This window comes from Psychrilyobacter sp., assembly GCF_049671765.1.
GTDB lineage: Bacteria > Fusobacteriota > Fusobacteriia > Fusobacteriales > Fusobacteriaceae > Psychrilyobacter.
The window spans coordinates 1-12,356 of record NZ_JBATVM010000244.1 but is presented as its reverse complement, the minus strand read 5'-3'; the positions used below and the strand labels follow the sequence as shown (position 1 = coordinate 12,356).

Below are 12,356 nucleotides of genomic sequence, written 5' to 3'. Positions count from 1 at the left end.
GTATTTACACTAAAAATTATAATTATATCTGTAGGAGTTTCTTCCTTTATAGGAATAGCCTTTGGAGTAGTTCCTGCCAGAAAAGCTTCTTTACTAAACCCAATTGATGCTCTAAGAAGTGACTAATAAAATTTTAAAATCAAAATATATTAACATTTTAAGGCCTTTGAAAAAAGGTCTTTTTTTCAATATAAAAAGGACATAGATTGCTCTATGCCCTTTCATATTATAATTTATACTTTTAATCCCACCTAGGTTATAAAACCATAGAAAAGATTAAATTACTTCTTTTTCATTTGAGGGAATAATAATACGTCTCTAATAGATTCAGAACCTGTTAATAACATTACTAATCTATCAATACCAATTCCTAACCCTCCTGTTGGTGGAAGACCATACTCTAATGCATTGATGTAATCTTCGTCAACTACTGCATTGGCTTCGTCATTACCTTTTGTAGCTTCTGCTACTTGATCCATAAATCTTGATTTTTGATCAGCTGGATCATTTAACTCTGAGAATGCGTTTCCATATTCTCTTGCATCTATAAATAACTCAAATCTATCTGTAAATCTACCATCATTTTTTGTTCTCTTCGCTAATGGAGAGATCTCTACTGGATGACCCATTACAAATGTAGGTTGTACTATTGTATCTTCACATTTTTGCTCAAAGAATTCATTGATGATATGTCCTACTGTATCCATATGAGGTGCTAAGTTTATTCCATTTGTTTTTGCTAATTCTTTAGCGGCTTCTACACTCATCTCAGGCCAAAAATCTACACCAGTAACATCTTTGATTATGTCAACCATATGTATTCTTGCAAACCCTTCTAATTTTATTTCTTTACCATTGTATACAACATCAGTTGTTCCAAGTACTTCTTTTGCAGTATTTGTAATAATCTCTTCTGTAAGATCCATTATATCTTCAAAGTCAGCATATGCTTGATATAATTCCATCATAGTAAATTCTGGGTTATGTCTAGTAGATATACCTTCATTCCTAAAACTTCTATTGATTTCAAATACTTTATCAAATCCACCAACAATTAATCTCTTTAGGTATAATTCTGGAGCTATTCTTAAATATAATTCCATATCTAAAGTATTATGATGCGTTACGAATGGTTTTGCTGAAGCTCCACCAACGATTGGATGCATAATAGGAGTTTCTACTTCTAAGAAATCTTTCTTAGTTAAGAATGCTCTTATAAAACTAACTATTTTTGCTCTAGTTATAAATGTTTGCTTTACATCTCTGTTCATGATAAGGTCTACATATCTTTGTCTATATCTAGTTTCCACATCTGTTAAACCATGAAATTTATCTGGTAATGGTTTGATATTTTTAGATAAAAATTCAAATTCAATTGCTCTTAGAGTGAATTCTCCTTTTCCTGTTCTAAATACTCCACCTTTAATCCCTATAAAATCTCCAGTTCCAATTTTGCTCATTATTTCAAATGCTTTGTCTCCAACTACATCTTTTCTGATATAAAATTGGATTCTTCCAGTTTGGTCTTCAATATGACCAAATACTGCTTTTTTTCCTGCTGGTCTAAATGCCATGATTCTTCCTGCAGTTTGAAATGTTTCATTATAATTTTCAGGGTCTTTGTCAAACTCAACCTCTGAATTTATAATATCCTCTACCATATTTAGCTTGCTGTACTTCCTACCAAATGGTTCGATTCCCATTGCTTTGATCTCTTCTACCTTGTTCCACTTGTCTAAGACAATGTGGTCATTGCTTTCAACTGTTTGATTCATTCTCGACCTCTTTCTCTAATTTATTTTTATTTAATTTTTCTATTTTTAATATATATATTCTTCCCCTATTACTAAGGGTAGTGTTTGGAAATTTTTTAATCAATGTACTAAAATATTCAGAACTTTCATCATAATCTTCTAAGTTATAGTAGATCATTCCACCTAAATAATAATACTCTCCAAAAAACTCATTATCTAAAACTTTAACATCTATTGATTTCAAGTTTTTTTCTGCCAATTCTAATTCATTTAGATTATAATATAAATCTGCTAATTTATAGTAGATATTATTTTTTAATTCATACGGTATATCTTTTTTTAGAGATTTTTTATAGTAAAGTTCAGCTTCTTGTAGCCTTCCTTCACTAGTATATTTTTCAGCAGTCCCAATATATTTTTCAAGTTTTTTTCTATCTAAATATTTTGTTTCTATTTGTTTGATTTCATCTAGGTCTTTAGGGGTTGCCCCTGATTTTAGTGCTTCATAACTACTCTTATCACCTATTTCCAAATATATAAGAGCTAATTTCCCCAAATTTCTACTAGTTTTATAATTGATTAACGCCTTATTATAATCTTTTAATTGATAATAATAATTCCCTAAATAGTTTAATACTTTTGAAGTAGGTTCAATTGATTTTTTAGCTTCCGCTAATTTAATGACTCCTAAACTATAATTTTTATAATTTATTGAAGCATCTAAATACTCTAGTTCATATTTCCCATCATAGGTAGATAATTTTTCTAAAAAACTAAGATATTCCTCTGTTTCACCTAGTTCTTTCAAGGCATTTAAATAAATTTTGATTATCTCTTCCTTTTTTTCATCATCCAGTTTATATTTACTTACCAGCAATTTCGAGATATTTCTCACCATATGGTAGTTTTTATTCTTTTCATTTAATTCTAAAGCGTAAAAAAGGCCCTTTTCTATCCCATCTGAATCCGGGAAAAAAGTCTCTAAAAGTAATAAATTTTCATTTAAAAAATTAAAATCTCCCTCATTGTAGGAGTCTTCTATATTATTTTCTATATCTTCTATAAATGGTTGATACTTCGAACTTTTTTTAAAAATTATCTCTTTTGTCATCTGATTTGTTTCTGTAAAAGATATCTTATATTCTCCTATACTAGAGAAAGCGATACTCAAGTCTTTCCCCGTCTTTTTAAAATCTACTAGGGATTTTTTATAAGTTTTCCCTACTATTTTTAGCTTCTTTATATCCGATATATTTTTAAATTCAATCTTTTCATCCAAAGCTAAATCTATTTCTTTCCCATTTGGAATGGTCTTAAAGTCATATTCAACTGTTTTGACTCCATTAGGTTCTAACTCTCCTAAAAGAAAATTAATGTTTTGCTTATCTATCCCATTTGAGTATATTTTTTCATATCCTCCATAGAATGAAGATAGTTCTTTGATTATTTTTTTGTTAACTTCATCAATTTTTTCAGAATTGTCCACAGAACCATAAGATCCTATGTTAACCCACAATAAGATGGTTATAAATAATATTAATTTTTTCATCTCATCCTCCAAAGGTTAATTTTAAATAAAAATAGAGCAATCTCTTGCTCTATTATATCAAATTTTTTATATTTTTACCATAAATTATAGTTCGTCTATCTTTAGAGTCAATTCATTTACAACTGAATTTCCTTCAATGATAGAATATACAGCTTTAATTTTTTTTTCTTCTATGGTAAGAGACTTAGTAAAAATTTCAAAATTTCTACTCATATATGATGCTCTATAAGAAAAACTTGTCTTTTGATTTTCTTTTAAGAGTTTATTACTGTTTATATCTCCATTCCTTAGAATTTGCACCTTATCTTTTAAAACAAATATTTTCACCTTTGCATATTCGTCGGAATACATATATTTAACACCTATTTTATTATCTTCTTTGGTGGCATCAAAAGTAGCATCATAATTTTCTCCGAAACTATCTGTTGTTCTTATCCTTAATTTCATCTTCTAATCTCCCATTAAACCAGATATAAACGAGTCTACATCTTCTTCACTTTCAGAATAATCTTCATCTTCAAAATATTCTTCTGTGTCCCCAGAACCTGTAGTTATTTTATCTTCCCTTTCGTAGTAAGAATCATCATCCCAATCACCGATATCTGTACCACCGGCATAATACTCCTCTTCCCAGTTATCTAAAATATCTGATGCTTCATCCTCTTCTTCTACCAATTTTACTCTTTCTTCATCTTCTATATATATGAAAACATACCTTTTACCATCTATATTTTCACCAATTAAATATTCATCTCCAAACATTACTATATCTCCTATTACAGATATATCATATTCTTCATCTTCTATTATATATTCAAAATTTTCTCCAACAGCATACATTTTTCCCACCTCACTTATGATATTTACTATTCCCTAATATACTAAACCAACGATAAACTTGCTCAAATAATATAAGTCGCATTAATTGATGAGGAAATGTTAAGTCTGAAAAACTCATTCTTAGATCTACAATATTTCTAACTTCCTTGGTAACCCCATAAGATCCTCCAATAATAAAGTTAATTGTACTGTTCCCGTTGACTGTTATTTGTTCTATTTTTTTAGCCATTTCTTCCGATGAAAACTTTTTTCCACCAATATCCATTAAGATAGAGTACCCTTTATTTTTAGAGATATTCTCTATTATTTGTTTGGCTTCTTTCTCCATGGATTGATTTCTATTTTTATCATTCCCATCTTCCTTTAATTCAATAACTTTTAATCTTGTATAGGCAGACAATCTCTTTGTAAACTCATCTATTCCCATATTGATATATTTTTCTTTTACTTTCCCTACGCAAATAATATTTACATTTACCATCCTTATCTCCCTACTCAAGATTTCTAGTCTCTAGTTAATTCTACACAAAAATACAAAATTTCCTATTTTTTTGTTTTTTGTGCTTTCTACTATTTTATAGACGCTCAATAACTCTTTTTCCCTAAAAGTATTATTTTCTATTAAACTTTTTATTCATCTCATCAAAAGTCATCTTTAATATTATAGGTCTTCCATGGGGACACGTATATTTTCCTACCTTATGAAGATCTGATATCAAAGTTTCCATCTCATCAAAAGTAAGTTTTTCCCCTGCCTTTATAGCGTTTCTACAAGACATCGATATAATAACTTTCTCCCTTGGGTCGTTGCCTCCTAAATTTTCTAAAAGATGTCTAAATGTATCTTCTATACTCACTCTAAAGTTAAATATAGGAACTCCTCTAATTAATATTTCGTTATCACAAAATTCCTCTACTTCAAATCCAAATTCACTAAATAACTCTAAATTACCTTTTACAATTTCGGTTTCATAGCCTGTTAACTCTAGTTTTATAGGGACTAATAAGTTTTGAATAGATATTTTTTTGTTATAATGCTTTTCTTTTAATTTTTCATAGAGAATCCTTTCGTGAACAATATGTTGATCATAAATCTCTAATTCATCCTCTGTTTCAACTAGGATATACATATTATGAAGCTGGGCTAAAACTCTGTAATTAGTTTTGACCTTTTCTTCTTCTTGTGGATCACTGTAAATTTCATTATTTTGTCTCTCGTCTACAGGGATCTTTTTAATCTCAATTAGTTTGTTTATTTTTTCTAGATTCTTTTGATTTTCTCTACTTTCATCTTTTTCATCTTCATATTCAAATTTACTTTCTTTTATTTCGAAATTAGAAACATCAGAAGGTAGAGTTGCTTCGTATTCCTGGCTATATTTATTAGCTTTAGCTATTCTCTCGGTCACCTTATTCTCTAGCTTTTCTTCGTTTATTAGGATAGATTGCTCTGTTTTTATAACCTTATTGCCTGTAGAAGTTATCAAGTTTTCTAACTCATCAAAATCTAAAAGATTATTTTTTTCTGAACTTTCAACCACATCCTCCTGAACTTTTAAAGAGATAGAATTCTTTCTGTCATCCATATAGATAGCATCGGTTAACTGATCTAATATTTCCTTGTATACACCATTTTCATCCACAAATTTAACTATTTTTTTAGAGGGATGAACATTGACATCAACTAAATCAGGTGAAATATTAAAAAATATTATTGTAAAAGGATATTTCCCCTTTACTAATTTAGTATAATAAGCATCTAAAACTGCTTTTTCAATAGTTTTAGATTTGACATACCTTCCATTTACATAGGTATAGATAGAATCTTTATTAGATTTTAGGAGGTTCATATTTCCCCAATATCCCAAAGAAAATTTTGTCGAATTTTTTAATGTATTTCTACCAAATAATTCTACAATTGTATTTTCTCCACCACGACCGCTAGTTTTTACGACTTCCCTTCCATCTAAAAGTAAAGAAAATGAAACTTCGGTATTGTATAGAGCTTCCTTTAAAACAATCTCCCTTATTCGTGCATATTCAGTAGATTTTTTTCTCAAAAATTTAAGTCTTGCTGGAGTATTAAAAAACAGATCTTTAATAAATATCTCTGTTCCCCCTGTTCTAGATATCTCCTCATACTTAGTAATCTTACCGGCATTCAAATTTATCTTATGCCCAATCTTAGAATCATTGGTTTTACTAGAAATAATCATCTTAGATATAGATCCGATAGAAGCCAGAGCTTCGCCTCTAAATCCATAGCTAGTAAGATTAAAAATATCCCTTTTATCTTTAATTTTACTAGTAGCATGTCTCTCTACACATAAGAACAAGTCTTCCTTTCCCATTCCTTTTCCAGTATCCACAAGCCTCACATCTCGACCATTATTTTTTACCTCTATTCTAATCGAATCTGCTTTTGCATCTAAAGAGTTTTCTATCAATTCCTTAATCATGCTAGCTGGATTCTCAACTACTTCTCCTGCTGCGATTATATTAGACACACTTTCATCTAGTATTCTTATCTTACTCATATAATATTGCCCCTTCTAAAAAATAGCCTTAATATTATAGCAAAATTATAAAATTCTGACCATTTCTTTTTTAGTTTAATGATTTTATTTTTTTATTTAATTTATTATACCCTATTTTTGTCCCTTAAAACAAAAAAATAAGTTACTTTTTATTGTCAAATCTGAATCATCTATTTTTATGGTATACTCTAATTAATATAAGTATAATTAACACTATTTTTCAGTACCTAAATATACAAAAATAAAAGTAACCTAATAATTCAAATATTAATTAAAAAGGAGATTTTCATGAAAAAAATTATCTTACTGTATATATTTATTTTTACTACTCTATTCCCTTCAGATGGTATAGAAGGGTATAAAGCCTTTATGCAGGCAAAAAATCATTATCTAAACGAAAATTTTGATCAAGCAAAAATAGAATTTGAAAATTTTATAGAGATCTATAAAAATTCTAAACTAGTTAATTCTCATTACCCTGATTACTATATTGCAATGAACTACTATGAGATCGGAGAGATGAAAAACGCTCTTAAATATTTAGAATCATCTATCTATACTCCTAAATATTTTAAATTTTTAGGATTTAAAAAATCCAATTTCTTTGAATTTAAAAGGGGATTTTATCTAGGTGAGATCTACTCTCGTTTAGGATATTTTACCAACGCACACTATCAATATTTAACTCTTATAAAAGATTATTACTCCCCAAGTTTAGAACCTTTTGAAAAAAAATCACTTAATATCCTTGCCTCTAAAGATCCTTATTACAATTATATATTAGAGATCAAGTATAAAAATAACTATAAAAATATCGACAAATTAAAAAGTAATGACCTACAAATGATAGGACACTATCTATATTCCAAAGGACTCTTCTTAGAATTTTACAAAGCTTATAAAAATTCTATTAATTCTTCTTCTAATAATAAAGAGATTGTTATAGGGACACTAAATATATTAGAAGAAGCAAACCAATATGATCTTATGATAGAACTCATAAAAAACCAATTTAGCTCTGGAAACATAGACACCGATTACTATTATTATTGGGGAAATGCCTTAAAAAAGGCCAACAAACCATTGGAAGCTATAGAAAAATATAAATTAGTAGATAAATCTCCATATCTAGAAAGATCTATATATTCCATTGGAAGAATTTATTTTATTTTAGAAAATTATGAAGAATCAATCCTGTGGAGTAAAAAATTAAATAACGATAAGGCCCATGAGCTATTGACACGGTCTTATTTTAAATCATCCCAAATGGATCTATTTAAAGAATCTGCAATTAAATATATACAAGCTTATCCAAATTCTAACCTAGCTGGTTATTATAGAAATATGCTATATAACGAAAGTAAAAATCCAAATTACTTAAATTGGATAATAAAACACAACTTGAATTCTTATTACTATCAAGTAGCTTTCAATATCACGAAAACCACTAGAGTATTAGAAGAATATCCTATAGATTATAAAAAGCGTCTCCACAAAGACTCTCTAGCCGTACTAGATCAACTGGCTGAATTGGGTGATCCTCAGTTATTAATTATTGAATCTGATACCCTTAATTTCCCCAAAGATAAGATTTTTGAAACTTTTATTAAAACATCTTATTTAGAAAAAATAAAATTGTATGATCTAGCTATGAAATCCTCCCTTTCAAATGAGGAAGAGTTTTCTAAATATTCAAACCTTTATCCCTATCTGTATCCTAGGTATTATGGTGATTTAGTTAAGAAATACAGTAAAAAATATGATGTGGAAGAGGCACTTATCTTCAGTCTTATTAAAGAAGGAAGTAAGTTTGATACTGATTTAATTTCAAAGAGTACTTATTTTGGGCTTATGCAGTTAGATCTTAAAACAGCAAAACTATATGATCCTAATATAACTACGACGAAACTTTTAAATCCCGATATAAATATTAGTATTGGAGTTCGACATTTAGAATATCTTTTATCTAATTCCCATGACAATACCAGCCTGACCATTGCTAGTTTTCATGATGGAAAGGATCTAATTTCTACCTGGAAATTAGATAAAAATGGAGATATAGATGTGGAACAAATACCATATTCAGCCTCACAAAAATTTATAAAGAGAGTTATCACTAACTATTACAAATATAAAGATCTCTATAAAGACTAAAGAAAAATCTACCTTGAAAGGGGTAGATTTTTCTTCTTTTTCTTCCATTGACAAACTTAAATTTACAAGCTAAACTGTAATATCGATATTCGATATCAATTGATGATATTAGGAGGAATTATGGAAGAAAAAATATTAAGAAAATTATTTCTAGGATTTATCCAGCTACATATCTTGAGACATGGCAGTAAAAAACCAATCTATGGAGTATGGCTTATGGATCATCTAAAAGAACACGGTTACAATATGAGTTCTGGAACTATCTATCCTCTTTTAAAAAATATGTGTAGAGACGGACTACTTTCCTTAGAAGAAAAAAAAGTAGAAGGAAAGATAAGAAAATATTATACGACTACAGATTTAGGTAAGATAGTTTTAAAGAAAGGCGAAGAAAAAGTCAGTGAGTTAAGCAAAAATATGTAGGGAGGTTATTTGGATGATAAAGTTAGAACAGATAAATTTGATGTTAAAACAACAGCCAATATTTATAAATTTAAATTTGCATATTAAAAAAAATAATAAAATTCTCCTAAAGATGCCTTCTGGAGCTGGGAAAAGTACTCTCCTAAAGGTAATTATGGGTTATATTCCTATAAATAGTGGAAATATTCTTATTGATAATGAAGTTTTAGGACAAAATAATATAGACAATCTTCGCCAAAAATTTGCCTATATCAGTCAAAATATATCTTTCACTGAAGAAAGTGTAGAAAAATACATAGAGCTTATATTTTCATTTCAAAAAAACAAGGGAATTAAGTTATCTAATTCTACTCTATATAAACTCTTGGAAAATTTCGATTTGAATAAAAGTATATTGAAAAAATCTCCCTTACTCTTATCGGGAGGAGAAAAACAGAGAATTGCACTCATATTAGTTTTACTTTTAGACAGGGAGATCCTCCTCCTAGATGAGGTAACTTCTGGACTAGATCACGATTTAAAAATAAAAGTTATCAAAATTATAAAAGATTTAGATAAGACCGTTATCATCTCATCACATGACAATCAATGGCTAGATTATGACGAATTTGAAGTAGTAGGGTGGTGATCTTATGAATATATCTTTTTTTAACATTTTATTCCTTTTAATCCCGCTTTTTTTATTAATTTTAGGATTGAAATTTTTCAGAATAAATCTACTAAAGAGGTCTATTACCTCTATTACACGAATGATTATCCAATTATTTTTAGTAGGAGTTTATCTAGAGTATATTTTTAAATTTAACAACTGGGCTATAAACTTTTTTTATATCCTTATCATGGTCATAGTTGCATCTCTTTCCACTATAGATGTCGTCAAGTTAAACTATAAGAAATTTACCTTGCCTCTATTTGGGTCTATATTTTTATCGTGGTCTATAGTCTATACCCTGTACCAATTTATAATTTTACACGATATTAATTTTTTTGAATCTAGATATATTATCCCTGTTAGTGGGATGCTCTTAGGAAATTTATTACAGGGACAAATTATATTTTTAAATAACTTTTTTACACAAATAAAAGATGGCGAGGATTCATATTTTTTTCTTCTGTCCATGGGAGCCACAAAATTTGAGGCCCTTCGAGAGTTTTATACAAAATCCATCCTATCATCTTTACAACCTGGCCTTGCAAATATGGCTACCATAGGATTAGTAGCTCTACCAGGGATGATGACAGGACAAATTTTAGCTGGTGCTTCTCCATTTACAGCTATTAAATACCAGATAAGTATCATGCTTGCTATTTTTTGTATAAGAGGCTTATCTCTTTTGTTTACAACCTTTGCTATAAACCAAATTGCATTTGATCGGTTCAGTAGGTTAAAAAAAGACGTATTTAGATAAACTTCAAACTTAAGATTATTTATTTAAACACAAAATATATACTTAATCTTAAGTATATATTTTGTGCCTTTTCAATATTTACTTGATATATAACTTTTTATATCGTATTATCTGAATATATAAATAAACAGATTATGTGCAGGAGGTAAAATTTGTTATATTACAAAGATGATCCAGAATTATTTGAAAATAAAGCTAGTGTATTAAAAGTTCTATCGCATCCTATAAGGTTATGCATAGTAAAAAACTTAATTGCAGTAAAAAAAGCAAATGTAACTCAAATGCAACATTGTTTAGAGGCCCCACAATCTACAATATCGCAACACTTATCTAAATTAAAGGCTCAAAAAATTATCAAAGGGGAGAGGAAAGGCTTAGAAATTTATTATTCTATCTCTAATGAAAAAATAATAAAAATCATCGAAGTTCTTTTTTGTGAATAAAAATTAAAGATAGAGGGGGGAGAAACAATGAATGTTATAGAAAAAATTAAAACTGGAAATTGACCTATGTTCAAAATCTTAGGTTTAAGATTTGGGAAAAAGGGTAAAGCATTCGACATCTCAAAAGACGAAGCTTTGAAGTTATTAGAAAGCGATAATACAATAGTCTTAGATGTCAGAACTCCAAAGGAAATAATTGCCGTTCCTTCTTTAGTTGAAGATGCTATCACGATAGATTATGAGGATAAAAACTTTGAAAATGAAATAAAAAAATTAGATAGAAATAAAACTTATTTAGCTGTATGTACCCGTGGAAATTATGCTAGGGGTGCTTGCATTACCATGAAAAAAAATGGATTTAAATCTATCAAAAGTCTTAAGGGTGGCCTCAACGCTTTTAATAGTTGCTCTACATGAGGATAAAAATTATCTTCTGGTAGGAGATACCTATATTTATTAAAAAGGCTACTTCTATGTATAATACATAGAAGTAGCCTTTTTAATTATTCCCAATTTTTAAACCACTGATCTACTGAATTTTCAAAATTTTCCATAAAATCAGAATTGGTTTTTCTATTATAAAATTCCTTTACAAAAGTTTTCCCTTTATTAGAATCTTTCATATCAAATTCTTTTTCCTTAGGTTCAAACATTATCTTTAATTCTGTTTTGTCTAACTTTTTATATTTTTCATCAAAAACAATAAATTTCCTATTAAATCTTTCTCTTTTTACCCTCTTATAATCCTCTGGATAATATCCAAAGGTCAACATCCCTAAAGGTATCGTATAATCTGGCAGTTCCAATAATTCTTTATGGTACTCATAATTTTCTAGTATATCTCCTATATAACAACTTCCTATTCCTAGACTTTCTCCTGCAATCACAGCATTTTCAGATGCTATCATGGTATCTTCAAAAGCTAAAAGCATCTCTGCATTCCCTGGTTTTCTGCCTTTACTCTCGTATACACCTTCATTTTTATAATAGGTATTCCACTTATTAAAATCAGCAACAAAGATAAGTATATCGGAAGCGGTCCCTATAAATGGCTGAGAATCACAAGATATCGCCAATTTTTTCATAGTTTCCTTATTTTGAATATGAATAATTGAGTACATAACCATATTCCCAGCTGTAGGAGCATTAATTGCAGATTCTATTATTTTATCCATATGTTCACTTGATATTTTTTTCTTATCATACCATCTGAGAGATACTCTGTTATTTATAGTTTTCAAAGTTTC

General features: G+C 28.8%; 13 protein-coding genes. 6 read left to right on the top strand and 7 right to left on the bottom strand.

The window, feature by feature from the left end; all coding sequences use genetic code 11:
- Window positions 1-281 precede the first annotated feature (281 nt).
- From lysS to mutL, 6 genes are all read right to left on the bottom strand, one after another.
- Window positions 282-1,775, bottom strand: a complete 1,494-nt coding sequence (lysS, locus tag WBG30_RS11860) for a lysine--tRNA ligase (protein WP_424504870.1) — start codon at window positions 1,773-1,775, stop codon at window positions 282-284.
- Window positions 1,759-3,303: a tetratricopeptide repeat protein gene (locus WBG30_RS11855; protein ID WP_424504869.1), complete on the bottom strand. Its 1,545-nt coding sequence runs from the start codon at window positions 3,301-3,303 to the stop codon at window positions 1,759-1,761. The genes lysS and WBG30_RS11855 overlap by 17 nt, the downstream gene beginning before the upstream one ends.
- Before the next feature lie 84 nt (window positions 3,304-3,387).
- The gene (locus tag WBG30_RS11850) at window positions 3,388-3,750 is read right to left on the bottom strand and encodes a DUF1934 family protein (RefSeq protein ID WP_424504868.1); all 363 of its coding nucleotides are present in this window, start codon (window positions 3,748-3,750) and stop codon (window positions 3,388-3,390) included.
- A gap of 3 nt (window positions 3,751-3,753) precedes the next feature.
- Window positions 3,754-4,143, bottom strand: coding sequence for a hypothetical protein (locus tag WBG30_RS11845; RefSeq protein ID WP_424504867.1), 390 nt, complete (start codon window positions 4,141-4,143; stop codon window positions 3,754-3,756).
- Between the two features lie 10 nt (window positions 4,144-4,153).
- Window positions 4,154-4,624, bottom strand: a complete 471-nt coding sequence (gene rlmH, locus WBG30_RS11840) for a 23S rRNA (pseudouridine(1915)-N(3))-methyltransferase RlmH (protein ID WP_424504866.1) — start codon at window positions 4,622-4,624, stop codon at window positions 4,154-4,156.
- Between the two features lie 130 nt (window positions 4,625-4,754).
- Window positions 4,755-6,680 carry a DNA mismatch repair endonuclease MutL gene (mutL, locus tag WBG30_RS11835; RefSeq protein ID WP_424504865.1) on the bottom strand — a complete coding sequence of 642 codons (1,926 nt, stop codon included), beginning with the start codon at window positions 6,678-6,680 and terminating at the stop codon, window positions 4,755-4,757.
- 288 nt (window positions 6,681-6,968) lie between these two features.
- Here mutL and WBG30_RS11830 point away from each other — a divergent pair, with 288 nt between their 5' ends.
- The 6 genes from WBG30_RS11830 to WBG30_RS11805 all read left to right on the top strand — a co-directional run bounded on the left by WBG30_RS11830 (window position 6,969) and on the right by WBG30_RS11805 (window position 11,526).
- The gene (locus tag WBG30_RS11830; protein WP_424504864.1) at window positions 6,969-8,834 is read left to right on the top strand and encodes a transglycosylase SLT domain-containing protein; all 1,866 of its coding nucleotides are present in this window, start codon (window positions 6,969-6,971) and stop codon (window positions 8,832-8,834) included.
- A gap of 120 nt (window positions 8,835-8,954) precedes the next feature.
- Window positions 8,955-9,257 (top strand): PadR family transcriptional regulator, encoded by a 303-nt coding sequence (locus WBG30_RS11825; RefSeq protein ID WP_424504863.1) that lies wholly within the window; start codon window positions 8,955-8,957, stop codon window positions 9,255-9,257.
- A gap of 13 nt (window positions 9,258-9,270) precedes the next feature.
- Complete coding sequence (locus tag WBG30_RS11820) at window positions 9,271-9,885, top strand: ATP-binding cassette domain-containing protein (protein WP_424504862.1); 615 nt, start codon at window positions 9,271-9,273, stop codon at window positions 9,883-9,885.
- A gap of 4 nt (window positions 9,886-9,889) precedes the next feature.
- Window positions 9,890-10,666 carry an ABC transporter permease gene (locus WBG30_RS11815; protein ID WP_424504861.1) on the top strand — a complete coding sequence of 259 codons (777 nt, stop codon included), beginning with the start codon at window positions 9,890-9,892 and terminating at the stop codon, window positions 10,664-10,666.
- 152 nt (window positions 10,667-10,818) lie between these two features.
- Entirely contained in the window at window positions 10,819-11,109 is a 291-nt protein-coding gene (locus WBG30_RS11810; RefSeq protein WP_424504860.1) for an ArsR/SmtB family transcription factor, read from the top strand.
- Between the two features lie 66 nt (window positions 11,110-11,175).
- Entirely contained in the window at window positions 11,176-11,526 is a 351-nt protein-coding gene (locus WBG30_RS11805) for a rhodanese-like domain-containing protein (RefSeq protein WP_424504859.1), read from the top strand.
- Between the two features lie 86 nt (window positions 11,527-11,612).
- Here the strand turns inward: WBG30_RS11805 and WBG30_RS11800 are convergent.
- Window positions 11,613-12,356, bottom strand: a 744-nt coding sequence (locus WBG30_RS11800; protein WP_424504858.1) for a nitroreductase family protein, incomplete at its 5' end; no start/stop codon positions are given.

Coding starts and splice junctions, on each gene's coding strand:
- WBG30_RS11825 (WP_424504863.1), top strand. CDS start 8,955: ATGGAAGAAAAAATATTAAGAAAATTATTTCTAGGATTTATCCAGCTA.
- WBG30_RS11845 (WP_424504867.1), bottom strand. CDS start 4,143: ATGTATGCTGTTGGAGAAAATTTTGAATATATAATAGAAGATGAAGAA.
- lysS (WP_424504870.1), bottom strand. CDS start 1,775: ATGAATCAAACAGTTGAAAGCAATGACCACATTGTCTTAGACAAGTGG.
- WBG30_RS11820 (WP_424504862.1), top strand. CDS start 9,271: ATGATAAAGTTAGAACAGATAAATTTGATGTTAAAACAACAGCCAATA.
- WBG30_RS11830 (WP_424504864.1), top strand. CDS start 6,969: ATGAAAAAAATTATCTTACTGTATATATTTATTTTTACTACTCTATTC.
- WBG30_RS11855 (WP_424504869.1), bottom strand. CDS start 3,303: ATGAAAAAATTAATATTATTTATAACCATCTTATTGTGGGTTAACATA.
- WBG30_RS11850 (WP_424504868.1), bottom strand. CDS start 3,750: ATGAAATTAAGGATAAGAACAACAGATAGTTTCGGAGAAAATTATGAT.
- rlmH (WP_424504866.1), bottom strand. CDS start 4,624: ATGGTAAATGTAAATATTATTTGCGTAGGGAAAGTAAAAGAAAAATAT.
- WBG30_RS11815 (WP_424504861.1), top strand. CDS start 9,890: ATGAATATATCTTTTTTTAACATTTTATTCCTTTTAATCCCGCTTTTT.
- WBG30_RS11805 (WP_424504859.1), top strand. CDS start 11,176: ATGTTCAAAATCTTAGGTTTAAGATTTGGGAAAAAGGGTAAAGCATTC.
- mutL (WP_424504865.1), bottom strand. CDS start 6,680: ATGAGTAAGATAAGAATACTAGATGAAAGTGTGTCTAATATAATCGCA.